Raw genomic sequence first — 25250 nt, 5'->3', positions numbered from 1 at the left:
AATGAATTTAAATGTAAAAGAATTTTTATAATGAAATAAAAAAGGAGTGGAAGAAATGGAAAAGAAAACAATGGGAATCCATCACATTACAGCGATTGTAGGGCATCCACAAGAAAATGTAGACTTTTATGCTGGTGTATTAGGGTTACGTTTAGTGAAACAAACAGTGAATTTTGATGATCCAGGTACGTACCATCTTTATTTTGGAAATGAAGGAGGAAAACCTGGAACAATTATTACGTTTTTCCCATGGGCAGGTGCTCGTCAAGGTATTATTGGGGACGGTCAAGTAGGAATTACGTCTTACGTTGTACCAAAAGGTGCAATGGAGTTTTGGGAAAATAGATTAGAAAAATTCGATGTTTCGTATACGAAAATGACTCGTTTTGGAGAGCAGTATTTAGAATTTGATGATCCGCATGGTTTGCATATAGAATTAGTTGAAAGAGAAGCAGGCGAATTAAATAATTGGAGTTTTGGAGAAGTTACACCAGAAGTAGCAATTAAAGGGTTTGGAGGTGCTGTTCTTTTATCTGCACAGCCTCAAAAAACAGCTGAATTGTTAGAACATATTATGGGTCTTGAGAAAATCGGAGAAGAGGGTGAATTTGTTCGATTCCGTTCTTCTGCTGACATTGGAAATATTATTGATTTGAAATTATCAACAATCGGTCGTGGCCAAATGGGTGTTGGCACAGTTCATCATATTGCCTGGAGAGCGAGTGACGATGCTGATCAGCTAGACTGGAAAGAGCATGTGTCGCGTTTTGGATATCACGTAACTCCTGTACAAGATCGAAATTATTTTAACGCGATTTATTTTAGAGAACATGGTGAAATCTTATTTGAAATTGCAACAGATCCTCCTGGTTTCGCTCATGATGAATCGTTAGAGACGATGGGTGAAGAATTAAAGTTACCGGAACAATATGAACAACATAGAAAACAGATTGAACAAACGCTTTTACCATTTGAAGTGAGAAATTTAGATTAAAGTGATTGAAGGGGGAAAAGGATTATGATGAAACATGTTTTTCAAAAAGGAAAAGATACGTCAAAACCAGTGTTGTTATTACTTCATGGCACAGGTGGTAATGAATTAGATTTACTACCACTTGCAGAAATAGTTGATCCGGAAGCGTCGGTATTAAGCGTTAGGGGAAATGTGTTAGAGAATGGGATGCCGCGTTTCTTCCGCCGATTAGCAGAGGGCATTTTTGATGAAGAGGATTTAATTTTCCGTACGAAGGAATTAAATGAATTTTTAGATGAAGCGGCTAAAGAATATAAATTCGATAGAAATAACATTGTAGCTATCGGTTATTCGAATGGGGCAAATATCGCAGCAAGCTTATTATTCCATTACGAAAATGCATTGAAAGGTGCTGTGCTTCATCACCCAATGGTACCAAGAAGAGGAATGCAATTAGCAAATTTAGCAGGGAAATCTGTATTTATTGCTGCTGGGACAAATGACCCAATTTGTTCATCAGCAGAGTCAGAGGAATTGAAGGTACTATTAGAAAATGCAAATGCGAATGTAACAATGCATTGGGAAAATCGAGGGCATCAATTAACGATGGGTGAAGTAGAAAAAGCAAAAGAGTGGTATGACAAAGCATTTTAAAAAAGAAGCATCTGCTAACGATTAGCAGATGCTTCTTTTTTATTTAAGACTGAATTGCAAGGTGAGATGAAGAAAGTGGTAGCTCAATATCAACAATTGTACCTTTATTTAATTCGCTTGAAATGTGTAATTTACCATGATGTTCTTCAATTATTTTGTAACACATCATTAATCCTAGTCCTGTGCCTTTTTCTTTTAAACTATAAAAAGGTTCGCCTAGACGGGAGATACGATCTTCTGGAATGCCACAACCTTCATCGATAATTCGTATTAAGATGAAATTATTCTCTAATGGTTTTGTTTGGATGAAAATATTTCCGCCATTTGGCATTGCTTCTATCGCATTTTTTAATATGTTTATAAAAACTTGTTTTAATTGGTTACCGTCACATTGAATATCATATACGTAATCAAAATGATCCATGATGATATGAACGCTATGCATAATTGCAGTCGGTAAAATAAATGTAACTACCTCTTCAATTAAAGTTTGTATGTTACAAGTTTGGATAGATAATACTTGTGGCTTAGACATCGCCATAAATTGACTCGTGATGGATTCCATTTGTGAAATCTCACTTAACATAACATCGATATACCATTTTTGCTCCTCATTTATTTCAGGGAGGAGCAACGTTAGAAAACCTTTTAGAGAAGTGAGTGGATTTCGAATTTCATGGGCAATTCCAGCTGTCAGTTGTCCGACTACTGCGAGCTTCTCTGATTTTCGTAGTAACTTTTCAGTTTCTTTTAGCTCAGTAACATCTCTCCCCATCACGATAAGACCTTTGCGAGAACCGTCAGGATGATAAAGCGGGACTTTTGATATACTTAAGATTAGATCGAAATCATCTCTATGTATAATAAATTCCTCGCCATGAAGAATTTGTCTTTGTTGCCATGCTAGTTCATCGATTTCTTCACAATGTAAAAAAGCTTCTCGGTATGCTTCATTATATTGAATGAGTTCGCTATCTTTTTTCCCGTGGTAAGGTACATGATGGAAATTGAAGCAAGAAAGTGCGTAGTCATTTGCCTCAAGCCAGCGCCCTTCATGATCTTTAAATATAACAAACGCAGGCATGGAGTTTACTAATGTACGTAATCTCTTCTCACTTTCTTTTAGCATATTCTCAATTCTTTCTGATTTTTCAAGCGGCTTCATAATAGCATATACGCCAGTAAGACGATTTTGAACAAAAATAGGAACTAGTTTTGTCACAACATCTAATAAGAATCCATTTTTATGATAAATAGATAAGATATACTCTTGTTGATTATCCGCTTCAGTATTCTTTATATTTTGTAATACTTGCTCAGAAATATGGGCTTCTAAAATAGAGGTAATATTTTTCTGTTCTAATTCTAAAGAAGTGTAACCTAATATTCTTTCGGCAGAAGGATTTATATGTAGAATAACTCCTTCTAAATTTAATGAAATAATACTATCAGGATTGTGTTCGAACAGAGATGCGTACATTTCTGTTAATGAACGATCTTGTATATGGTTTCGCAAACGTCTAGAAATGTTCGGATGACGTTTTTTTTGAGTTGGTGAATATTTTTTACGACTCATAATAGTTCCTCCGTACAAATAGCATCTAAAAAGATTTGTCTATTCATAACTATAATATAGATGTAATGTGTATTTCTATAAAAAATGGAAGTTATAGAATAAATTTTGTTTTTTTATTTTTTGCAAGGTGAATGCAGGATGGTAATAAGGGGAGCTTATATTGTTTTATAAACCTTTTGTAAGTTACAGACGGCTGTTTTCCGTATAACATTAGGGTAGAGGAGGGGGAGAGAAAATGAAAAATTATATTCAAGGGATTGATCACGTGCAAGTAGCTGCACCTGTAGGGTGTGAAGAAGAGGCGCGTGATTTTTATGGGAATACGATTGGTATGGAAGAAATTCCAAAGCCAGAAGAGTTGAAAAAACGAGGTGGATGTTGGTTTAAATGCGGAAATCAAGAAATCCATATTGGTGTCGAGCGGAACTTTATACCAGCTAAAAAGGCTCATCCAGCTTTTTATGTGAATGAAATTAATGAATTTAAGCAAACACTTATAGAGCAAGGTGTTAAAGTGATTGATGATTATGCACGGCCAGATGTAATTCGATTTTACGTGTCAGATCCATTTGGAAACCGAATTGAATTTATGCAAAATAAAGACTAGGTGGATTCCCACCTAGTCTTTAACTTCTTCTGAAAAGTCCTAACACTTCTACAGTTTCTGTAATATTAACGAAAGCATTCGGGTCGATTTCAGAAATTGTTAGTTTCATACTTGCTAATTCTTCACGAGAAACGACGGTCATAAGTACACGCTTTTTCTCGCTTGAATAAGCACCTTCGCCATCAAGTAACGTTATTCCACGTACAACAGTTGAAAGAAGTTGTTTTTTCATTTTTTCTGCTTCATTTGTTACAATCATAAGTGTAACTTTACGATGTTTTGTATGAACAGCATCAATTACTTTACCAGTTACATAAATTGAAAGTAAGCTTGTAAGTGCAACATCCCAAGTGAAGAAGAATCCTGCGATTATTACAACGACTGCATTTAAAATAATAAGGAATCCGCCAAGTTTAATGTCTCGCTTGCGGGATAAAAGCATACCGATAATATCAAATCCACCAGTGGATCCATTACAGTTAAAAACAAGACCAATACCAGCTCCGGCGATGACACCCCCGAAGATAGAAGATAACAATGGATCTGTTGCTACGACTTTTACTGGAACGTAGTATAATGCAACAGATAATACAACTACAGAGACAACTGTGTTAAAAATTACTTTTTTTCCAAGACCTATGTACCCTAAAATAAGGATAGGTAAGTTTAATACAAAGTTAATAATGCCTGTGTTTACAGGGGTTACAATCCCTAAAATAATAGCAATTCCGCCAATTCCACTACTTAAAATTTTGTGGGGGATAAGGAAAAGATTAAAGGCAACTGCAATAATAATAGAACCGATAATAACACCAAGGAATCTGACCATTTCTTTCCCGTCCTTCACTGAAAAATTCATATTATTTCAAGATTATATATGATATTGAAAGTTTTGGGTAAAAACAGTTTATTTCGGTAAATTAGATTAATCAAAAGAATTTGAGTATTTTATCATTTGAAAGGGGATACAGTTGTGAAGATAAAAACATATCAACAGAAAAGCCCGTTGAAGCAAGAATGTGAGGATTCTTATTTTTGTAATAAAGAAAAAAAGATTTATGGTGTATGTGACGGTGCAACACCACTTGTCCCGTTTCGTGATGAAAAGGGACATAATGGAGCATACATCGCTTCGCATTTATTTGCAAGTTATTTTACTGCATTACGAGAGAATCATAGTTTACAATTTGCAGTTGCCAAAGCAAATGAAGCATTGCAAAGCAAAATGTTAGAATATGAAGTAGACACGAGAAAAAAAGAGCATTTGTGGTGCACATGTATCGCGGCAGTCCAAATAGTTGGTGAGAAAATTGAATATGCGCAGCTTGGGGACTGTATGATTGTCGCAACTTTTCAAAATGGAACGATGCAAGTATTAACGAAAGACACAGTTGAAGGAATTAGTAAAAGAGCAAAAAAGAAGAGGGAAGAAGATCGTAAAAAAGGGTTATCTGTACCAGAAGAATATGTTTTTCAAGATGTTCGAGAACAGTTAAAATACAATCGTTATCTTGCAAATATGCCAAATGGTTATTCAGTTGCAAATGGAATGAAAGAAGCGATACATTATTTACAACATGGTGAATTACATACAGATGAAGTGAGTGGGATTTTTATTTGTTCAGACGGGTTATTTCACCCAGATTGGTCATTAGAACAAACTGTTGCATATATAAGAAAGAATAGTATAAACGAATATATAGCAATTATTGAAGAGCTAGAAGCGGAAAAGAGAATAAGGCCAGATGATAAAACGATTATTATGATTGATTTTTAAGAGGAGGCAGTTCAAATGGAAATTAAACGTGTCAATCTAACATTTCAAGATGAATTAGTTCCTTTAGAAAAAGTAAACAAACTGATTATTCACCATACAGCTGAAGATGGATGGGACGTGTATAAAACGCATGAATTTCATCAAACTGTAAGGGGGTGGAGCGGAATTGGTTACAACTATTTTATCGAAAAGGATGGAACTGTAGTGGAAGGACGAGGTTTACATATTGGAGCGCACGCGAAAGACCATAACCGCCATACAATTGGAATATGTATGACGGGAAATTTCGATAAATACGATCCAACTCCTGCACAAGTGAATGCATTATATTCTTTATGTAAACTGTTTATGAAGCAATTTGCTATAAAGAAAGAAAATATACTAGGTCATAGGGAGTTAGAAGGAGTTACAAAAAGCTGTCCTGGTAATCGTTTTTCTATGGTAGAGTTAAGGAAGATATTATCTTAAATATAGAGGAGTAACAACGATGATGAATATAAAAATACCAAATGATAAAAAAGAAGAACTTGTAGCGCAAATTCAGCAATTTTTCGTTGAAGAAGATTTAGATGAAATTGGACGTTTCCAAGCAGAGCGTTTAATAGAAGAAATGGTTAAATTAGTTGGACCATTTGCATACAATCAAGCAATTGGAGATGCAAGAAAGCTTGTAAGTGAGAAATTAACGAATATCGAAGAAGATTTATACGTGTTAGAGAAGAATGAAGGAAAATAAAAAAAGAGCCCATCGGCTCTTTTTTTATTTGATTGATAGCAAAAAAACATAGGGAAAACACGGAAAAGACATTGAAAATACACCTTTTATTTTTAGAATATTCTTAGTTTTAAAATACTTCAGAAAGGAAGATTGTAATGAGATTAACGCCAAGAGAAATTGATAAACTGCTAGTAGTTGTTGCGGCTGATTTAGCTTATCGACGAAAGGAGAGGGGGCTTAAGTTAAACTATCCAGAAAGTATTGCTATTATTACGTATGAAATTTTGGAAGGAGCAAGAGATGGTAAAAATGTAGCGGAATTAATGGAACTTGGAAAAAACATTTTAAGTGCTGAAGATGTTATGGATGGTATTGCAGACATGATATCAGATATTCAAGTTGAGGCAACTTTTCCTGATGGAACAAAATTAGTAACTATTCATCAACCAATTCATTAAAGGAAGTGAATGTTATGATTCCAGGGCAATATATCCTTGCGAAAGAAGACATAGTATGTAATGGAAATAAAAAAGCAATGAAAGTCAAAGTGATAAATCAGGGAGATAGACCCATTCAAATTGGATCTCATTACCACTTTTATGAAGTGAATGAGGCGTTAAAATTCAATCGCAGTGTAGCAATTGGACAACATTTAAATATTCCAGCAGGTACAGCGGTAAGATTTGAGCCTGGAGATGAAAAAACGATTGAACTAGTTCCATATTCAGGGGAACAAGAAGTATATGGATTTAAAAATAAAGTGGATGGCGATATTCAATCTTACACAAAAAGAGGGAGATAGCATGAGTTTTAAGATGTCACGTAAACAATATGCTGATTTATATGGTCCAACTACAGGAGATTCTATTCGTTTAGCGGATACACAATTATTCGCACATGTTGATCGAAATGCCACTGTATATGGTGATGAAGCTGTCTTTGGTGGAGGAAAATCAATTAGGGATGGTATGGGACAAAATTCACAACTTACAAGAGAACAGGGGGTTGTGGATGTTGTTATTACGAATGCAATTATTATTGATTATACGGGAGTATATAAAGCGGATATTGGTATAAAAGATGGGAAGATTTCAGCGATTGGTAAGAGTGGTAATCCTTCAGTTATGGATAATATTGATATCATCATTGGAACATCAACGGAAGTAATTTCTGGTGAGCGGAAAATCGTTACAGCTGGAGGTATTGATACACATGTGCATTTCATATCCCCACAACAAATTGATACGGCATTGGCTTCAGGTATAACAACTTTAATTGGTGGGGGAACAGGACCGGCAGAAGGGACTAAGGCAACTACAATAACACCTGGATCTTGGAATTTAAGAAAAATGCTAGAAGCAGCAGAAGCTTTTCCTATAAATCTTGGATTTTTAGGGAAAGGAAATAGTTCAAGTTTACCTGCCCTGGAAGAACAAATATTTGCAGGGGCTATCGGATTGAAAATCCATGAAGATTGGGGAGCAACTTCGTCAGCAATTAATCACTCGTTACAGATTGCTGATAAATATGATATTCAAGTCGCTATTCATACGGATACGTTAAACGAATGTGGTTTTGTGGAAGAAACGATAAAAGCTATTGATAATCGTGTTATTCATACGTACCACACTGAAGGAGCTGGAGGTGGGCATGCACCAGATATTATAAAGATTGCTGCGCTGAATAATATTTTACCATCATCAACGAACCCGACCTTGCCATATACAGTGAATACGCTGGATGAACATTTAGATATGCTCATGGTATGTCATCATTTAAAAGCTAATATTCCAGAAGATGTAATGTTTGCAGATTCAAGGATTCGAAAAGAAACAATCGCGGCAGAGGATATTTTGCAAGATTTAGGGGTTTTCAGCATGATTAGCTCTGACTCACAGGCGATGGGAAGGGTTGGAGAGGTTATTATTCGCAATTGGCAAACCGCCGATAAAATGAAAAAGCAGATTGGTAGTTTAGAGGGAGATAAAGAATATAACGATAATAATAGAATTCAACGTTATATAGCTAAGTATACAATTAATCCAGCTATTACACATGGGATTTCAGAATACGTGGGCTCTATTGAAATAGGAAAGTATGCAGACCTTGTAATATGGGATCCACAATTTTTCGGTGTTAAGCCAGATATGGTTTTGAAAAACGGAATGGTAGTGATGGCATTAATGGGAGACGAGAATGCTTCAATTCCTACCCCACAACCATATTATGAAAAAAAGATGTTTGGTGCATATGGAAAAGCAGTACAGTCAAGTTCGATTACATTTGTATCGAAAGTAGCTTATGAGAATAATATTAAAGAAAAATTAGGTTTAAATAAAGTTGTATTACCTGTTAAAAATACGAGAGAGATTTCGAAGCAAGATATGAAGCTAAATAATGCAACACCAGAAATTGAAGTAGATCCGCAGACATATGAAGTTAAAGTTGATGGACAAGTAATCACGTGTGAAGCAGTAGATATACTACCTATGGCTCAAAGATATTTTTTATTTTGATATAACGGGGGAGATAAAATGATTATTGAAAAAATTAATAACAACGTATGCAATATGAATGATTTCTCAAACACAAAAAAGCATCTTGATAAGATATTAATTTCTAGTGAGCTTTTACTGAAGAGAGTTCAGAAATTATATTCAGAATCTGGTTTTGAAATTGGGGTGTCTTTAGATAGTGGAGAAACATTAAAGAACGGTGATATTTTATATGAAGATGAAAATCGAATTGTGTATATTGAAGTATTACCAGAAGAGGTAATTGTAATTACTCCAACATCAATAAAAGAAATGGGAATTATTGCTCATAACTTAGGGAATAGACATTTACCAGCACAATTCGATGAAGGGTGCATGATTTTGGCGAACGACTACTTAGTAGAAGATTTACTTAAAAAGGAAGGTGTTCCTTATCAAAAAGAAAATAGAGTATTACCAAAACCGTTCAAGCATGCTTCGCACAAACATATTTAACCTACTTAACCTACTCCAAATTGGTGATTCGAACTTCCCGACAGGAAGTTTTAGTCACTCTTTTGGATTAGAAACATTTATTCAAGAGGGACAAGTTACAAATAAAGACGGGTTTTTCAAATGGGTTAATCGATATGTAAAAGTCCAATTAACATACACGGACGGCTTAATTTGCAAATATACTTACGAAGCCATTAAGAATAATGAGGGAGAACAAATTACATTTTTAGATGATTTAATAACAGCACAAACATTGCCTTTTGAATGTAGAAAAGCAAATAGAATGATTAGTAAAAGTACTTCTAAATTATTGTGTGAATTGTTCTCGTTTGTAAATTTAAATATATATAAAGAAAATATTATGGGTAATAAATTACAAGGTCATCCGAGTATCGTATACGGAATATTAGGGGCGGAATTGAAAATGACAATAGAAGAAACGCTCTTAGTTTTCTTATACTCAAGTGTTGGAAGTATAATTCAAAACGGTGTGAGAGCCATTCCTCTTGGACAAACAGATGGTCAAAAACTATTACAAGAATGCCATGAATTGATCTGCGAATCTATTGATAGAATTCAAATACTTTCATTAGAGGATTTTGGATTGAATGATCCTGAATTCGAAATAAATCAAATGCAACATGAAGATGTAAATGTAAGGGTCTTCATGTCATAGGGAGGAAGAATAAAATGATAAAGCCTATTAAAATTGGTATCGGTGGTCCGGTAGGTGCTGGGAAAACCATGTTAGTTGAAAAGTTAACAAAACATCTAAATACAGATTATGAAATTGCAGCAATTACAAACGATATTTATACGAAAGAAGATGCAAAGATTTTATTGAAAACAGGTGTTTTACCAGAAGATAGAATTATTGGTGTAGAGACAGGGGGGTGCCCGCATACAGCAATTCGAGAGGACGCTTCTATGAATTTTGAAGCAATTGAAGAACTCATGATTAGACATAATAATTTAGATATTATTTTTATTGAAAGTGGGGGTGATAATTTAGCTGCCACATTTAGTCCGGAGCTAGTGGATTTTTCAATTTATATTATTGATGTGGCACAGGGAGAAAAGATTCCGCGTAAAGGTGGACAAGGAATGATCAAATCTGATGTATTTGTAATTAATAAAACGGATTTGGCACCTTATGTAGGAGCTAATCTTGGAGTTATGGAGCAGGATACGAAAAATTACCGACATAATAAACCATACTTTTTTACAAATTTGAAGGATGAGGAAGGTTTACAAGAATTAATAAATTGGATGAGACAGAACATTATGTTAGAAGGACTGAAAAAATGAAATCCCCTACAGGTGTCTTAAACATTGATATGATGGAAAAGAGACATAAAACCGTACCTATTAAGGTTTATCATAAAGATGCCTTAAAAGTAACGCAGCCAATATATTTGGATGAGTATGGTAGAGCATATTACTATATTATGAATTCTGGTGGAGGCTATTTAAAAGGAGATTTCTATTCTATAAATATAAATGTTGGTAAAGATACGAAAACATATATAACAAGCCAATCAGCAACGAAAGTTTACAAGACTCCAAATAGTTATGCTTTGCAAGAATTGAATTTTTATATTGGTGAGAATGCTGTTATGGAATATCTGCCAGACCCGTTAATTATGTACAAGGATGCAGCATATAAGCAAAAAACAAATATATATATGCAAAATAATTCTACATTGATTTTATGCGATTCAGTTACGCCTGGTTGGTCGCCAAATATGGAGAAGTTCACATACCAATATTTTGATTCGTTAACAAAAATATATATGAAAAATAAACTTGTAGTATACGATCATCTATTGCTAAACCCTTTCAAAGAGTCGTTAGATCAAATGGGAATATTAAATCAATATTCCCATTATGGTACTTTCATAGTTATTAATGAGAACATTACAAATGATTTAATTGCAGCATTGAAAACATCACTTTCTAACACTAACAATATGAAAATTGGAATATCTTCTACACCATGTAAAGGCTTTGTCATACGCATACTTAGTCATAATACAGAGGATATGGAGTCTATATTTTTTCAGTGCCATCGTTTTGTTAGAGAGAATTGTCTACATGAAGAATTAACATCCTATCGAAAATATTAAGTAAGAGAAGGGGATACTATGACTAATGTGGGATTATTGTTTGTCGGTGCAGTTCTATTTATGAATTCACTAGCAGCTTTTAAACTCATTGATAGCAAAAGTGTAGGATACTTTAATTTATTTGTAGGGGCATTACAAACTTTGACACCATTATATTTATTATTTACAGGAAGTCAATCTGATGAGTGGGCTATCCTATCTAATGGAACTATTTTTTTATTTGGTTTTACTTATTTATATGTTGGTCTTACGAATATATTAAAACTTGATTCTGCAGGTGTAGGTTACTATTCTCTTTGGGTTGCTATCATTGCAACGGTTATGGGAATAGTGAATCAATTACATGAGAGTGGAAGTCTACAAAGTACAATAATTTGGTTCTTTTGGGCATTCCTTTGGTTTTTATTTTTCCTACAAGATGGATTGAAAAAGAAGATTCATATTTATGTAGGTATTGTTTGCTTTGTTGAATCTTGGATTACTGCAACGGTACCAGCTCTGTTAACACTTACAAATCATACAGACGTATTAAATAATTTTGTAATTATTTTAGCGACTATTATAACGATTGTAGTTTTTATTATGGCACTTTTCTTTTTCAAAAGTATTCAATTTAAAGTAGAAAGGGTTAGTAACTATGTGGAAAAGTGAACTGAAAAAGGCAACTAACTTTTTTGTTATTATTATATTTCTTCATGTGCTTGGAATTCTCTTATTATTACCGGAACTGTATAAAGGTAATAGCATAATCGGAATGGCTATTATTGCATATTCTTTAGGGTTGCGTCATGCGTTTGATAGTGATCATATTGTCGCAATTGATAATACTGTTCGGAAATTAATTGAAAAAGGTAAAAACTCACAGGGGGTGGGATTTTACTTCTCATTAGGACACTCTACGGTAGTATTTGTGATGATTGTATTGATTGCTTTAATTGGAAAAACGGCAAAACATGGAATGGAGAGTTTTTCAACTATAGGCGGTATTATCGGTACAATCGTTTCTAGTACATTCCTTATTATTATCGGCCTTACCAATCTGTTTTACCTTATTAAAGTGTTACGAAGCCAAGAGGAAAAACAGCCAGAAAACTTAGGATTTATATACCGTTTCACGCAGCGTTTATTTACGTTTATTGATAGTCAAAAGCAATTGTATATGATCGGTTTTTTATTTGGTCTTGGTTTTGATACAGCAAGTGAAATTGGGTTAATTGCTCTTTCTACAGTAACCGCAACAAGTCAATCTATTCCACTTGTAAGTATATTTGCTTTTCCCGTTTTGTTTGCTGCAGGAATGTCATTGATGGATACATTAGATAGTACATTCATGAATACGAATTATAAGTGGGCAATGGAAAATAGTCGAATAAGAAATTCATATAATGTATTCATTACCTCAATATCTGTTATAACGGCTTTTTTAATAGGGGGATATCAACTATTATCTTTGCTTATTGAAAGCTATAATTTACAGGGACCGTTTTGGAATCTCATACAGGTAGTTAATTTTGATTATCTGGGTATATGTCTTGTTGTATTCTTTATTATTTCTCTTATTGTTTTTGCTGTATGGAATAGAAATGCCTTTAAAGAACCGCTTACAAAGAGTATAGAGAAATAAAAATATATCGTATGTTATTTGGTTCATTATGTATATAAAGTAAAATAAAAAACACGTTAGATGAAAATTCATCTAACGTGTTTTTTATTATTTATGTTCCTTATATTCATGTACTTTTTCTTTTACATTACCAACTGTATCTTTAGCAGTGCCTTTCACCTTATCCCATTTTCCTTCAGCTTGTAATTTCTTATTGTCAGTTACTTTCCCAACAACTTCTTTTACTTCACCTTTTACCTTATCAATGGCACCTTCTACTTTTTCTTTTAAACCATGATCATGTTTAGTCATACATTTCTCCTCCTTGTAGTTTGATTAGAATTCTCTTTTCATATTGCAAGTTGAATGATGTATCTAGTAATAGCGTAACAAATATAGTTTGAATATTCAAATGATTAATAGGATAGAAAAGGATTTGTCATAAAATGTTTAAAAATGTAACGGAAGGAGAAATAAAGTAAATTATATGTCTTTTGCGGTCCATATTGATTTTGTATAAGCAATTTTCATGTGGGCACGTTCCATGTTATTTTGACTGCCGCTACCGAACCTTGCTTGTCCAACTATTAAAGTACAATTGGATTCAATAGCTGTCTTAATTCGTTTTTGAATTAATGCAGTGTGACAGCCTTTACGCTGAAATTCTGGTAAAGTAGCAGAAGCAGCTAATGATGCGACACCCTTATTTATATACAGGACACCAATACCAGCAGGGATATTTTGAACTTCAGCTATGAAAAAATGCCATCCTGGTTCATTGTAAAGAATTTCATTATTTTGGCGCACGCTATCTTTTGTAAAGGATGGCATATTAAATCCACGTATATATATGTCTGCAAAAATATCAAACTCATTTTCTTTTAGTTTTCGTATTGTAATATTAGAAGGAGGAAGTGATGAACCCTCTCTCGGTATACTATACAAAGCAGTATGGAAGCTAGATTGATAAAACCCTTTTTGAGATAAGTATTGAAATAATTCAGTTGTACCTTGTGCTGGGGTAATTTCAAAACGACAAGGGATTTGTAGTGATTCATAATAAGAAATGATTGCATCAATCGCATCTGCATTTGTAATACCTTTTACCGTATTAAAAGCAGGACCGGCAATTATTTTTGATGAAAAGGCAGTGGCACTACCGAAATTTTTCATTTGCACTTGCATTGGGTTTCCGCTTATTGTTTGTAGTCTCTCTAATCTAGAAGAGAGCATATCAATTTCTGCATTTTCAATTTCTGTTGCTATATCGAGTGTCATAACAGTAGTCATAAAATTCCTCCGTTAATAAATATATTTCATAGTACATATACGATTTTTGTTTTGAGATTCCTGTTGAAATGTGAGAGAATAAGAGGTTTTTTGGAAGGGAAATGGAAGTGAGCTGTCGAAGGGAGTGGAAACAGATTAAAGGTGGTGCTCTCATGAAACGAAAAACCGTGCAGACATGCTCTAATTGTGGTTCTCAAAACATAGGAGAAGGTGAGTTTGTCGGATATGCACAAATACGGAAAAAGGAAACGATGTTCACATCTTCACCGGTGGATGCTTATATTTGTACAGATTGCGGGAATATCCTTCTATTAAAAGTACGACATTATGAAAAGTTTAAGCAGAAGCCGTTATGATCATTGAGAAATGGTCATATCCAACGTTGTATACGAAACGACTTATGTTAAGGAAAATGAATATGAGTGATAGTTTACATATATATGAGTATGCTACAGATAAAGAGATGATAACTTTTACTGTATGGGATGCTCATCAATCGTTATGTGACACATATAACTATGTAGAAGAAATTGTGGGGCAATATAATGAAGGGCAAGTAGCACCTCTTGGAATTGTATTAAAAGAGGAGAAAAAACTTATAGGCACGTGTGGATTTATAAAATATGATTTGGTCACACATACAGCAGAAATTGCATACGCCTTATCTCGAAAATATTGGGGAAGAGGATTAGCCACGGAGGCTGCATTAGCTTTTTTCTACTATGGTTTTCATGAGTTGCATCTTAATAGTATTGAAGCGGGATGTGATTCAGAAAATGAAGCATCTGAAAAATTAATGAAACGTTTGAATATGGAGTACAAATATACAATTCAGAAGGATATGTTTATTAAAGGTAAGAATCGCGATACAAAAAGATATTGTATATCTAGAGAAGGATATATGAATCAATGAAATATCTTACATTGAAAACTCCTTTAAATGAATCAAGGAGTTTTTTTATTTTGATAACAACAAATCGGAGTTTATCTTTTTGTTCGTGTGTTAGGAGTATGGGAGATATATCGAATTTTAGTAGAAAATAAGGAATACAGTAATCGTTTTATTTTTAAACTGAAAAAGAAAGTAAGAAAAAAGATAGATAGTTTATCGTTCTGAATTATTTCCAAAGAAATAATTCAGAAAATACAGAAAAATGTCGTAATCATTTGCGGAAGTCTGTTATAATAAACGAAAAAATGAAAACGCTTTAAAGGGGGATATAACCAATATGATGATGAATGTACCGCTAACAATTAGTTCTATGATGGAAAGAGCAGAGAAACTGTTTTCGAAGAAAGAAATTGTTTCACGGACGCATGATACAGTTACAACGTTAACGTATAAGCAGTTAGGGGAAAGGACGAGAAGACTCTCCAGTGCGTTGAAAAAGCTTGGAATTAAAGAAGGTGAACGTGTAGGAACATTAGCGTGGAACCATCATCGGCATGTGGAAGTGTATTTTGCTATTCCAGGTATTGCTTCTGTTTTGCACACAATTAACATTCGTTTATCTCCTCAACATATTTCATATATTATTCAGCACGCAGAAGACCGAATTCTACTTATAGATGAAGATCTCGTACCGCTTGTTGAAAATATTCAATCACAATTATCAACTGTACAAGCTTACATTATTATGACTGATAAAGATGAACTCCCAAACACTACGCTGAAGCCTGTATATCATTATGAAAAGCTATTAGAAGAAGGCGATCCAAATTTTCAATTTGTAAAAGATATTGATGAAAATACACCAGCTGGTATGTGTTATACGTCAGCGACTACAGGAAATCCGAAAGGTGTTGTATATACGCATCGTAGTACTGTATTACACTGTATGGCACTCGGTTTAGCGGATACAGCTGCTTTATCGGAAAGTGATGCTGCAATGGCGATTGTACCGATGTTCCATGTGAACGCTTGGGGACTTCCTTTCGCTGCTACTTGGTTTGGGTCAAAACAAGTTCTTCCAGGACCGATGTTTACTCCGAAAATTTTATTAGAGATGATTCAATCAGAAAAAGTGACGTTAGCTGCGGGTGTGCCGACAATTTGGCTCGGCGTATTACAAGAGTTAGAAAATAATAGTTACGATTTATCTAGTATGACGAGAATACTATGCGGAGGTGCAGCTGCGCCGAAAAGTGTTATTAAAGCATTTGAACAGAAACATAATGTTCCGTTCATACATGCATATGGTATGACTGAAACGAGTCCACTCGTAACACTTGCGCGTTTAAAAAGTTATGAAACGGAAGTATCGTATGAAGAGCAACTAGAAATTCGCTCTAAACAAGGATATCTTGTACCTGGTGTCGAGATGAAAGTAGTCGGTACAAATGGTGACGTGAAGTGGGATGGTACTGAGATGGGAGAATTATGTTTACGAGCACCTTGGATCGCTGAAAGCTATTATAACGATGATCGTACTGTCGAAGGTTTTCGCGATGGATGGTTATATACTGGTGATGTTGTCACAGTGGATGAGGAAGGTTGCGTGAAAATTGTTGACCGTACGAAGGATGTTATTAAAAGCGGGGGAGAATGGATTTCTTCGGTCGATCTTGAAAATGCTTTAATGGCACATGATGCTATATTTGAAGCGGCTGTCGTTGCAGTTCCTCACCCTCAGTGGCAAGAGCGACCAATTGCCTGCGTTGTTCAAAAGAAAAATAGTACGGTTACAAAAGAAGAAATATATGAGTTTTTAAAACCACAGTTTGCGAAGTGGTGGTTGCCAGACGATATTGTCTTTATGGAAGAAATACCGAAAACATCTGTTGGGAAGTTTTTAAAACAGGCGCTTCGGAAAGAACTGGAGCATTTGCATAGAGAGAAATAAGTGAACTTCTGTTTGTAAACTCTAATACATTAACGGTTGACAAAAGAGGGGTGGAAAGATAATATAATTTTTGTGATATGTTATCTAAAAACAATTTTAAGTTTACAAATAGGAGAAGCAAATATGAATACAAAAAATTTAGTTTTCGTCGCTTTATTTAGTTCTATTATGGGAGTGTTAGGGTTAATACCTCCGATTGCTCTTTCTATTACACCAGTTCCAATTACATTGCAATCACTCGGTGTTATGCTTGCGGGTGGGTTGTTAGGATCACGTCTAGGTGCGTTAAGTCAGCTTATTTTCTTACTTATTGTAGGAGTTGGAGCACCATTGCTTGCTGGTGGACGTGGTGGCCTTGGTGTATTTGTTGGACCAAGTGCAGGATATTTACTTGGTTACATCATTGGGGCGTTTGTTATTGGTTATTTAATTGAGCGTTTACGTGAAGTTTCTATTATAAAAGTATTATGTATTAATATAATTGGTGGTATTTTCGTAGTTTATGTATTTGGTATTACTGTACAAGCGTTCTTAATGGATGTTTCTGTATGGGAGATAATGAAAGTGAGTGCTGTGTTTTTACCAGGGGATTGTATAAAAGCAATTATTGCGGCAGTTCTCGTAACAAAATTACATCGTTCATTGAAACATATTATTACGCCCGCTTTAAAGAATGGAAAATATACAAATGCGGGATGATAAAGGGAAGAAACACGTTAATTGCGTGTTTCTTTTTATTATTATTGTAAAGAAAGGACGTCTCATATGGGGATTACAAAAGAATATAAAAAGCATGCCTCTTTACAACCAAATAAAATAGCGATAAAGGAAAATGATAGAGTTTTAACATATAAAGAATGGTTTGAATCAGTTTGTAAAGTAGCAAGCTGGTTAAATGAAAAAAAATCGAAGAATAAAACGATAGCAATCCTATTAGAAAATCGTATAGAGTTTTTACAACTATTTTCTGGTGCCGCTATGGCCGGGTGGGTTTGTGTTCCGTTAGATATAAAGTGGAAACAAGATGAGCTCAGAGAAAGAATTGAAATTAGTAATCCGGATATGATTGTGACAGAACGATATAAGGTGAATGATCTATTGGATGAAGAAGGAAGAGTAATTGAAATTGATGAGTGGAAAAGAATGATAGAGAAATATCTTCCTACATATTCCACTGTAGAAAGTGTACAACATGCTCCTTTTTATATGGGATTTACATCAGGATCAACAGGAACAGCAAAAGCATTTTTACGTGCACAGCAATCGTGGGTTCATAGTTTTGATTGTAATGTACATGACTTTCATATGAAAAGGGAGGATTCAATTTTAATAGCTGGGACGCTCGTTCATTCTCTTTTCTTATACGGGGCAATAAGTGCATTATATGTAGGACAAACAGTGCACATTATGAGAAAGTTCATTCCGAATCAAGTATTAGATAAGTTAGAAACTGAAAATATATCGGTTATGTATACAGTTCCGACAATGCTTGAATCTTTATATAAAGAAAATAGATTAATAGAAAATAAAATGAAAATTATTTCATCAGGAGCGAAATGGGAAGCTGAAGCGAAAGAAAAAATAAAGAATATATTTCCTTATGCGAAAAGATATGAATTTTATGGTGCATCAGAGTTAAGTTTTGTAACAGCACTAGTCGATGCAGAAAGCGAAAGAAGGCCAAATTCAGTAGGAAAACCTTGTCATAATGTGCAAGTTCGAATATGTAATGAAGTAGGCGAAGAAGTACAAAAAGGTGAAATAGGAACTGTTTATGTGAAAAGTGATCAGTTTTTTATGGGATACATAATAGATGGGGTTTTAACACGGGAGTTGAATGCAGAAGGCTGGATGACAGTGCGAGATATAGGCTATGAAGATGAAGAAGGCTTCATATATATTGTTGGTAGAGAGAAGAATATGATTTTATTTGGAGGAATCAATATTTATCCAGAAGAAATAGAAAGTGTATTACATGAACACCCAGCTGTTGATGAAATAGTTGTAATTGGTGTGAAAGATAGTTACTGGGGTGAAAAGCCGGTCGCGATCGTAAAAGGAAGTGCTACAAAACAACAATTAAAGAGTTTTTGCTTACAACGATTATCCTCGTTTAAAATACCGAAAGAATGGCATTTTGTAGATGGAATACCTTATACAAATAGTGGGAAAATCGCTCGTATGGAAGCAAAAAGTATGATTGAAAACCGGGAGAAAATATATGAATAGAGCAGTTATTGTAGAGGCGAAAAGAACACCTATTGGTAAGAAGAATGGGATGTTAAAAGAGTATGAAGTTCAGCAATTAACAACGCCGCTTCTTACGTTTTTAAGTAAAGGGATTGAGAGGGAAATAGATGATGTCATATTAGGTAATGTTGTTGGGCCAGGAGGGAATGTTGCGAGACTATCTGCTTTAGAGGCGGGACTTGGCTATCATATTCCTGGTGTAACGATTGATCGGCAATGTGGTGCTGGTTTAGAAGCAATTCGAACTGCGTGTCATCTCATTCAAGGCGGGGCAGGTAAGTGTTATATCGCCGGGGGAGTAGAGAGTACAAGTACGTCACCTTTTCAAAAAAGAGCACGATTTTCACCTGAAACAATTGGTGATCCTGACATGGGAGTAGCGGCTGAATATGTTGCGGAGCGTTATAATATAACGAGAGAAATGCAAGACGAGTATGCTTGTCTTAGTTATAAGCGGACACTGCAAGCGTTAGAAAAAGGATATATACATGATGAAATATTTTCTTTTAATGGATTATTAGATGAATCTATAAAGCCAGAAATGAATTATGAACGAATCATTAAAAGAACAAAGCCCGCATTTTTACAAAATGGAACAGTGACGGCAGGTAATTCATGTGGTGTAAATGATGGGGCATGTGCTGTTCTTGTAATGGAAGAGGGACAAGCCCGAAAGTTAGGGTATAAACCTGTCCTTCGTTTCGTTCGTAGTGCTGTAGTGGGAGTGGATCCTAATCTTCCAGGGACTGGTCCGATATTTGCGGTGAACAAATTATTAAACGAAATGAATGTAAAAGTAGAGGACATCGATTATTTTGAAATAAATGAAGCATTCGCCTCAAAAGTTGTTGCTTGCGCAAAAGAGTTACAAATTCCGTACGAAAAAGTAAATGTAAATGGTGGAGCAATTGCGCTCGGTCATCCGTACGGCGCATCTGGTGCTATGCTTGTAACACGTTTGTTTTATCAGGCACAAAGAGAGTCTATGAAATATGGAATTGCTACATTAGGAATTGGAGGCGGGATAGGGATTGCGCTATTATTTGAGAAAGTAGAAGACTAGCGAGGTAACTAGTTTTCTACTTTTTGAGGAACATAAACATTACTACCAGGTTTCGCTTTCATTTCGTTCCAAGCAGCAATCGCATCAGCTTTTGCTTTCCCTTTATTATTTGGATCTTCGAAAAAGTCACGAGTAAAGCGATTGTATTCAAATTGTGCACCGATAGTTGTTTTGTATGCAGGGTCTTTTTTTCGTTTGTTTTCTTCATGCCAAAAAGCTACCGCGTCTTCATATGTTTTTCCAACATTGTCTTTAAAAAACTTTTGAAGAGCTACTGTAAAGCGGAAGTTTGCTCCGATTTTTTCTTTGAAAAAAGCACGAACCTCTTCGCTACAGCGGTGATTGTTAGTAATAATCGTTTGAAGAGAAAGGTCTTTATAGGATAGGGAAGCTTTACTCACCTTTTGAACAGAGCTGTTTTTTAATATTTTACCAGTAGTTAAATAATGTGAGATACGCTCGGTTATTTCGATCTTAGAGCCACTAGCTGGCAACCCATTCTCACGACAAAATGTTTGGAGTTCTGCTTTTAACCAATAATAGTTTTGGAAATCTTCAATTGATATAGACTTTGTTAAAGGTGGACGCATGAATGTAACAACTACTTTCTTCCATAATTTTCTTTAATTATAAAACGTATGTTCTTTTTATGGAAGGGTTAATTTGTAAATATAATGGGAAGAGGAGATTACATATGGAAAATGTAATGCAAGTTCGTGTTACGGGAATTTTAATTGAAGGTGAAAAATTATTGCTAGTAAAGCAAAAAGTTGCTAATAGGAATTGGTCTTTACCTGGAGGAAGAGTGGAGAATAGCGAAACGTTAGAGGAAGCAATGATTCGAGAAATGAGAGAAGAGACAGGGTTAGAAGTTAACATTCAGAAGCTACTCTATGTTTGTGATAAACCAGATGCTCGCCCGTCTTTATTACATATAACGTTTTTGCTTAAAAGGATTGAAGGTGAAATTATGCTACCTTCTAACGAGTTTGATCATAATCCAATTCATGATGTGCAAATGGTGCCGATTAAAGATTTAAGTCATTATGGTTTTTCGGAAACTTTTATCAATCTTATAAGTGAAGGTTTTGTAAATGCAGGGAGTTATCAAGGTTTGAAACAAAATATAGGTCTGTAAATATAGGGGAAGGATAGCCTTTCGCTATCCTTCATAACATGTTTTAAACTGCTGACTGTAAAGAAGAAACAAGCTGATTTAAAAATTCATCTCCACTCATAATTGCTTTCCCGCCACCGCGGGCACTCTTTTTATTTCCGCCACCTTTTCCTTCGATTGTAGGAAGAGCATCTTTTAAAAGAGCATTCATATCGAGCGATACTGATTTTCCGCAAGCGAGAATACATTGTAGTTTGTCATCATTTTCGATGACGAAATACGTAATTGCATGCTCTCGTTGTTCTGTAATAATAGCGGAAAGCTTTGCGATTTCTTGCATAGAACGATTTGTAAATACTTTAGAAATAAGTATGCCGGCATGAATTTTTATAGGTTGTAGAAGTAGTTCATTTGCCTCTGCAAATAATAATTTTTCATTCATTGTTTGTATTGCTTTTTCGTTTTCTTTTTGAGAAGTAAGCAGTTGCGCCACTTTTGCTGGAATATCAGTTTCGCTACTGTTTAATTGTTTAGAAACATTTTTCATAATTTGTTGCTGTTGTCCCATTAATTTAAGTGTACGCCAACCAGCGATAAACGTTAAGCGTATACCACCTTTATTGCGCTCCCATCCTAGTACTTGAATAGGACCAACTTCACCAGTTCGTTTCGGATGCGTTCCACCACAGCCGTTGTAGTCAAAGTTTTCGATCATAACAACGCGTATATTTTCTGTCATAGTCGGTTCTTTACGAAGGGGCAACCTTTTCGCTTCTTCTAAGTTCATCCACTGGATGCGGATTGGATGGTTTTCAAAAACAATTTTGTTTGCAATTTGTATTGCTTTTTCAACCGTTTCTGCATGAAGATTTTCTGTTTCTAAATCAATTGTTACTGTTTCTTTACCAAGATGGAATCCAATTGTAGGCATGTTAAAATGGTCCCAAAAAGCAGCAGATAAAATGTGCTGAGCTGCATGTTGTTGCATATGATCAAAACGGCGATCCCAATTGATTTTACCTTCTACGTCTTCTGTATGTAATTGTTCTGCAATGTAGTGACGAATTTCTCCGTTTATCTCTTCTACATTGATTACATTGATATCATTTAATGTACCAGTATCATATGGTTGTCCGCCACCTGTCGGATAAAATGCTGTTTCATTCAAAACAACGTATAAGTTACCGTCTTTATCATAATCTTGCTTTATAATTTTAGTAGTAAAGTCTTGCTTATAAGCGTCAGTGTAATATAATTTGTGCTCCAATTTTCTTTCTCCTCCCGCATTAACTAGTTTCATTGTAAAGCAATTGAAATTAGTTTCCTAATATTTCAGAAGAAAGAAACTATTTTTAGAATTTTCTTGCTATAATAAGAAAAAGAAAATGCGGGGGTGGAATGAATATGTTATATGAAAACGGCGTAGATAAACTGCTTAGTTTAAGCAGAAATATTTCTGAATTATATCGAGAATTAAATGAAATGACCCGGATTTTAACGGATTGTAATCGAGAAAGTGTGAAGTTTGATCGGTTATATGTAAAAGAGTTACTTTGGAAGAAAGAAGATGTAATAGAGAAATATGACCAGCTACTTGTACAACTTTGTATTAACGAATGCTTTGATCTAAAAAGTGTCATTACAGGGGAATATAAGTATACATATGAAGAAGTAGAAAACATAGTTTTACAATTTAATGAAAAGTATAATGTCGCAATCTTAATTAAAGATGTGTGTAAAGAATTACAGTTCACATATGGAATTGATATGGACATAACGAGAACAACTCGGGTATCAACAGCTCAAGTATAGAAAAAGGAAAAGAAAGCAGATCCTTTGCTTTCTTTTTTTTGTGAAAATAGAGAGAGTAGGTTTAACGATGAAGGGGAAGCTACAGCATATTCATCCGCTTGGAATGAGTATTATTTTAGGGACATTGTTTGCTAGGTTTGCAACTTCAATGAGTATCCCTTTTTTAGCGATTTATTTAACGACTGTTAAAGGTGTATCAGCTGGAATGACTGGTGCTATTATCGGAACGAGTGCACTTGTTGGTGTTTTTGCTAGTTTTATCGGAGGGAATTTATCAGATCGATTTGGCCGGAAAACAATTATGCTCTGGTCCATGATCGTTTGGATTTTTGTGTTTATAGGTTTTTCACTTGCGGATCATGTTTTAAGTTTCTTTTTATTAAACGCTTTAAATGGATTATGTAGGTCGTTTTTTGAGCCAACATCAAGAGCATTATTATCAGATTTAACAAAGCCTGAGTATCGGTTACTCGTCTATAACTTACGATACGGTGCAATAAATGTTGGAGTTGCTATTGGACCAATTGTTGGATTACAGATTGGAAGTGCAAAATCAACAATTCCTTTTTTAGTAGCAGCTGGGGTATATATTCTATATACAGCTATATTAGCGTTCCAATTTAAGAAGTATCCAATGGAAAAAAAGAAAGTGAGTACAGAAAAACCTGTTACAATGTTAAATGCAATGCGTATATTGCGAAAAGATATAGTATTTTTAGTTGCTTTAGTCGGTATTATTTTGAGTAATTGCGGTTTTTCACATTTAACGACGACAGTATCTCAATATTTTGCAAATGCACATATATTTGAGGATGGGGTGAAGCTATTCTCATATATGCTCGCTTTAAATGCAATTGTTGTAGTGATTATCCAATACCCTGTTATTCAAATGTGCAAAAAGTATACACCGTTAACATCAATTATGGTTGGGACTTTATTTGTGAGCGGGGGATTATTTGGCTTTGGAATAGTAGAATCTATGCTAGGTGCTGCCGTTTGTACAATTATTTTTACAATTGGAGAAGTCTTAATGTTTTCGATGACGGATGTATTTATTGATGATATTGCTGTTGCGCATCTAAAAGGAACATACTTCGGTGCGATGGGTTTTTCGGGAATTGGAGCAGTAATAGGTCCGTGGTTTGGAGGAGTACTTCTCGATTACTACGGGTACCAAAATGGGTTTGCAGTATTTTCAGCACTAGCTATATTTTCAACTGTGGCATTTCCTGTGCTTTTAGTTACAAAAGGTTTATCGAAAAAAAGATATGATAGAAATTCTAATATAGAAATGCATGCGAAATAACATAAGCCCCAGTAACCAACTGGGGCTTAGTGTGTATTATATTAACTCTTAATTTGAAAAAAGAACTTTCTTTTCATGCTTATCAGCAACTTCATTTTTGGAAATATGAATGGCTAAATATCCATTTTCTAAGCAGGCTAGCATCTTCTTATAAATAATATTATCGGGTAAAGGAATGATCCGCTGTAAAGAAATATTATTATGAAGTATGCAAATGGTTAGGCCTGTCTTCATCTTTTTAATGACTACATTTTGTTCAGTTACATTTGGTACATCTGTTTCCAAAATGTATTCTTGTTCCGTTTCGCAAAGGTCAATATGAATTTGATTTGGGAAACTAAAGTTACTACAAGAGTCAGAACAAAATTGATCCATCCATTCTTCGAAACCATCAACATGAAAAAGACAATCCTTCTTTTTCTTGCCCATGTAAGACACCCTCCGTAAAATCTCAATTCATACTATGTTATGCATGAATGAATTAGGGGTGAAGAATAAATGGAAAAATATAAACATTGTATGTGGAAAAGATAGCTAGTGTGCAT

Annotated in this window: 31 protein-coding genes and 1 pseudogene; 25 read left to right on the top strand and 7 right to left on the bottom strand. The window is 34.7% G+C overall.

The genetic code is table 11. From position 1 onward, the window contains the following. Nucleotides 1-55 precede the first annotated feature (55 nt). Nucleotides 56-994 (top strand): ring-cleaving dioxygenase, encoded by a 939-nt coding sequence (locus tag DN399_RS17815; RefSeq protein WP_113303970.1) that lies wholly within the window; start codon nucleotides 56-58, stop codon nucleotides 992-994. Nucleotides 995-1018: 24 nt separating this feature from the next. Further along, nucleotides 1019-1627 carry an alpha/beta hydrolase gene (locus tag DN399_RS17810; RefSeq protein WP_000975488.1) on the top strand — a complete coding sequence of 203 codons (609 nt, stop codon included), beginning with the start codon at nucleotides 1019-1021 and terminating at the stop codon, nucleotides 1625-1627. Between the two features lie 43 nt (nucleotides 1628-1670). On the opposite strand, the gene DN399_RS17805 is transcribed toward DN399_RS17810, so the two are convergent. Next, entirely contained in the window at nucleotides 1671-3203 is a 1533-nt protein-coding gene (locus tag DN399_RS17805; RefSeq protein WP_149149872.1) for a BA3702 family sensor histidine kinase, read from the bottom strand. A gap of 235 nt (nucleotides 3204-3438) precedes the next feature. Between DN399_RS17805 and DN399_RS17795 the strand changes: the two genes are divergently transcribed. Next, nucleotides 3439-3810 carry a VOC family protein gene (locus tag DN399_RS17795; protein ID WP_000800771.1) on the top strand — a complete coding sequence of 124 codons (372 nt, stop codon included), beginning with the start codon at nucleotides 3439-3441 and terminating at the stop codon, nucleotides 3808-3810. 19 nt (nucleotides 3811-3829) lie between these two features. Here the strand turns inward: DN399_RS17795 and DN399_RS17790 are convergent, their stop codons facing one another. Further along, nucleotides 3830-4639: a YitT family protein gene (locus DN399_RS17790; protein WP_000251344.1), complete on the bottom strand. Its 810-nt coding sequence runs from the start codon at nucleotides 4637-4639 to the stop codon at nucleotides 3830-3832. A 126-nt stretch (nucleotides 4640-4765) separates the two neighbouring features. Here DN399_RS17790 and DN399_RS17785 point away from each other — a divergent pair, with 126 nt between their 5' ends. From DN399_RS17785 to DN399_RS17730, 12 genes are all read left to right on the top strand, one after another. Beyond that, a complete protein-coding gene (locus tag DN399_RS17785; RefSeq protein ID WP_002041632.1) occupies nucleotides 4766-5587 on the top strand; it encodes a protein phosphatase 2C domain-containing protein in 822 nt (273 codons plus the stop codon). 15 nt (nucleotides 5588-5602) lie between these two features. Next, complete coding sequence (locus DN399_RS17780; RefSeq protein WP_000403999.1) at nucleotides 5603-6055, top strand: peptidoglycan recognition protein family protein; 453 nt, start codon at nucleotides 5603-5605, stop codon at nucleotides 6053-6055. 19 nt (nucleotides 6056-6074) lie between these two features. Then, nucleotides 6075-6323, top strand: coding sequence for a DUF2164 domain-containing protein (locus tag DN399_RS17775; RefSeq protein WP_000981075.1), 249 nt, complete (start codon nucleotides 6075-6077; stop codon nucleotides 6321-6323). Between the two features lie 137 nt (nucleotides 6324-6460). Next, nucleotides 6461-6763, top strand: a complete 303-nt coding sequence (locus DN399_RS17770) for an urease subunit gamma (RefSeq protein ID WP_001241327.1) — start codon at nucleotides 6461-6463, stop codon at nucleotides 6761-6763. 14 nt (nucleotides 6764-6777) lie between these two features. Then, nucleotides 6778-7107, top strand: a complete 330-nt coding sequence (locus DN399_RS17765; protein ID WP_000612160.1) for an urease subunit beta — start codon at nucleotides 6778-6780, stop codon at nucleotides 7105-7107. 1 nt (nucleotide 7108) lies between these two features. Next, nucleotides 7109-8821, top strand: coding sequence for an urease subunit alpha (gene ureC, locus DN399_RS17760; protein WP_049106780.1), 1713 nt, complete (start codon nucleotides 7109-7111; stop codon nucleotides 8819-8821). Nucleotides 8822-8839: 18 nt separating this feature from the next. Next, nucleotides 8840-9295, top strand: coding sequence for an urease accessory protein UreE (locus DN399_RS17755; protein WP_000582806.1), 456 nt, complete (start codon nucleotides 8840-8842; stop codon nucleotides 9293-9295). Beyond that, a complete protein-coding gene (locus DN399_RS17750; protein ID WP_049106781.1) occupies nucleotides 9273-9971 on the top strand; it encodes an urease accessory protein UreF in 699 nt (232 codons plus the stop codon). The genes DN399_RS17755 and DN399_RS17750 overlap by 23 nt, the downstream gene beginning before the upstream one ends. Nucleotides 9972-9985: 14 nt before the next feature. Further along, nucleotides 9986-10603, top strand: a complete 618-nt coding sequence (gene ureG / locus DN399_RS17745; protein WP_000594926.1) for an urease accessory protein UreG — start codon at nucleotides 9986-9988, stop codon at nucleotides 10601-10603. Then, nucleotides 10600-11421 (top strand): urease accessory protein UreD, encoded by an 822-nt coding sequence (locus tag DN399_RS17740; RefSeq protein WP_049106783.1) that lies wholly within the window; start codon nucleotides 10600-10602, stop codon nucleotides 11419-11421. Before ureG ends, DN399_RS17740 begins: the two co-directional genes overlap by 4 nt. An 18-nt stretch (nucleotides 11422-11439) precedes the next feature. After that, nucleotides 11440-12072: an AmiS/UreI family transporter gene (locus DN399_RS17735; RefSeq protein WP_049106784.1), complete on the top strand. Its 633-nt coding sequence runs from the start codon at nucleotides 11440-11442 to the stop codon at nucleotides 12070-12072. Further along, nucleotides 12059-13045: a HoxN/HupN/NixA family nickel/cobalt transporter gene (locus DN399_RS17730; protein ID WP_049106785.1), complete on the top strand. Its 987-nt coding sequence runs from the start codon at nucleotides 12059-12061 to the stop codon at nucleotides 13043-13045. Before DN399_RS17735 ends, DN399_RS17730 begins: the two co-directional genes overlap by 14 nt. An 87-nt stretch (nucleotides 13046-13132) precedes the next feature. Here DN399_RS17730 and DN399_RS17725 read toward each other — a convergent pair whose 3' ends face one another. Both DN399_RS17725 and DN399_RS17720 read right to left on the bottom strand, forming a co-directional pair. Next, a complete protein-coding gene (locus DN399_RS17725; protein ID WP_000160408.1) occupies nucleotides 13133-13336 on the bottom strand; it encodes a CsbD family protein in 204 nt (67 codons plus the stop codon). Nucleotides 13337-13507: 171 nt separating this feature from the next. Next, nucleotides 13508-14314 (bottom strand): GNAT family N-acetyltransferase, encoded by an 807-nt coding sequence (locus DN399_RS17720; RefSeq protein WP_006927357.1) that lies wholly within the window; start codon nucleotides 14312-14314, stop codon nucleotides 13508-13510. Between the two features lie 152 nt (nucleotides 14315-14466). Here DN399_RS17720 and DN399_RS17715 point away from each other — a divergent pair, with 152 nt between their 5' ends. The 7 genes and pseudogenes from DN399_RS17715 (at nucleotide 14467) to DN399_RS17685 (ending at nucleotide 20470) form a co-directional block, all read left to right on the top strand. Further along, on the top strand, nucleotides 14467-14670 hold the full coding sequence (locus DN399_RS17715) for a hypothetical protein (RefSeq protein WP_149149871.1): 204 nt from the start codon (nucleotides 14467-14469) through the stop codon (nucleotides 14668-14670). Further along, a complete protein-coding gene (locus tag DN399_RS17710) occupies nucleotides 14667-15227 on the top strand; it encodes a GNAT family N-acetyltransferase (RefSeq protein ID WP_000582837.1) in 561 nt (186 codons plus the stop codon). Before DN399_RS17715 ends, DN399_RS17710 begins: the two co-directional genes overlap by 4 nt. Before the next feature lie 63 nt (nucleotides 15228-15290). Then, nucleotides 15291-15431 (top strand): annotated as a pseudogene (locus DN399_RS17705) (helix-turn-helix domain-containing protein); the annotation flags it as partial. Between the two features lie 112 nt (nucleotides 15432-15543). Next, nucleotides 15544-17157 carry a long-chain fatty acid--CoA ligase gene (locus tag DN399_RS17700; RefSeq protein ID WP_149149870.1) on the top strand — a complete coding sequence of 538 codons (1614 nt, stop codon included), beginning with the start codon at nucleotides 15544-15546 and terminating at the stop codon, nucleotides 17155-17157. Nucleotides 17158-17280: 123 nt separating this feature from the next. Further along, nucleotides 17281-17856, top strand: a complete 576-nt coding sequence (locus DN399_RS17695; protein ID WP_001093333.1) for a biotin transporter BioY — start codon at nucleotides 17281-17283, stop codon at nucleotides 17854-17856. Between the two features lie 66 nt (nucleotides 17857-17922). After that, on the top strand, nucleotides 17923-19386 hold the full coding sequence (locus DN399_RS17690) for an acyl-CoA synthetase (protein ID WP_006927353.1): 1464 nt from the start codon (nucleotides 17923-17925) through the stop codon (nucleotides 19384-19386). Next, entirely contained in the window at nucleotides 19379-20470 is a 1092-nt protein-coding gene (locus tag DN399_RS17685; RefSeq protein ID WP_001078005.1) for an acetyl-CoA C-acyltransferase, read from the top strand. The genes DN399_RS17690 and DN399_RS17685 overlap by 8 nt, the downstream gene beginning before the upstream one ends. Before the next feature lie 8 nt (nucleotides 20471-20478). On the opposite strand, the gene DN399_RS17680 is transcribed toward DN399_RS17685, so the two are convergent. After that, nucleotides 20479-21060, bottom strand: coding sequence for a DUF6434 domain-containing protein (locus tag DN399_RS17680; RefSeq protein WP_001247730.1), 582 nt, complete (start codon nucleotides 21058-21060; stop codon nucleotides 20479-20481). Nucleotides 21061-21164: 104 nt separating this feature from the next. On the opposite strand from DN399_RS17680, the gene DN399_RS17675 reads away from it, so the two are divergent. Beyond that, nucleotides 21165-21608, top strand: coding sequence for an NUDIX hydrolase (locus tag DN399_RS17675; protein WP_149149869.1), 444 nt, complete (start codon nucleotides 21165-21167; stop codon nucleotides 21606-21608). A 43-nt stretch (nucleotides 21609-21651) separates the two neighbouring features. Here the strand turns inward: DN399_RS17675 and DN399_RS17670 are convergent, their stop codons facing one another. Next, nucleotides 21652-22854 carry an alanyl-tRNA editing protein gene (locus tag DN399_RS17670; RefSeq protein WP_149149868.1) on the bottom strand — a complete coding sequence of 401 codons (1203 nt, stop codon included), beginning with the start codon at nucleotides 22852-22854 and terminating at the stop codon, nucleotides 21652-21654. Between the two features lie 137 nt (nucleotides 22855-22991). On the opposite strand from DN399_RS17670, the gene DN399_RS17665 reads away from it, so the two are divergent. Both DN399_RS17665 and DN399_RS17660 read left to right on the top strand, forming a co-directional pair. Beyond that, a complete protein-coding gene (locus tag DN399_RS17665; RefSeq protein ID WP_000965149.1) occupies nucleotides 22992-23399 on the top strand; it encodes a hypothetical protein in 408 nt (135 codons plus the stop codon). Between the two features lie 67 nt (nucleotides 23400-23466). Further along, entirely contained in the window at nucleotides 23467-24705 is a 1239-nt protein-coding gene (locus DN399_RS17660; protein WP_000676812.1) for an MDR family MFS transporter, read from the top strand. A 48-nt stretch (nucleotides 24706-24753) separates the two neighbouring features. Here DN399_RS17660 and DN399_RS17655 read toward each other — a convergent pair whose 3' ends face one another. Further along, nucleotides 24754-25134: an Hsp20/alpha crystallin family protein gene (locus tag DN399_RS17655; RefSeq protein ID WP_000516748.1), complete on the bottom strand. Its 381-nt coding sequence runs from the start codon at nucleotides 25132-25134 to the stop codon at nucleotides 24754-24756. Nucleotides 25135-25250 lie beyond the last annotated feature (116 nt).

Source organism: Bacillus sp. AR4-2, from assembly GCF_008274865.1.
In the GTDB taxonomy this organism is placed as follows: Bacteria; Bacillota; Bacilli; order Bacillales; family Bacillaceae_G; genus Bacillus_A; species Bacillus_A cereus.
The sequence above is the reverse complement of the archived record's forward strand: the minus strand, read 5'-3'. Positions and strand labels throughout refer to the sequence as shown.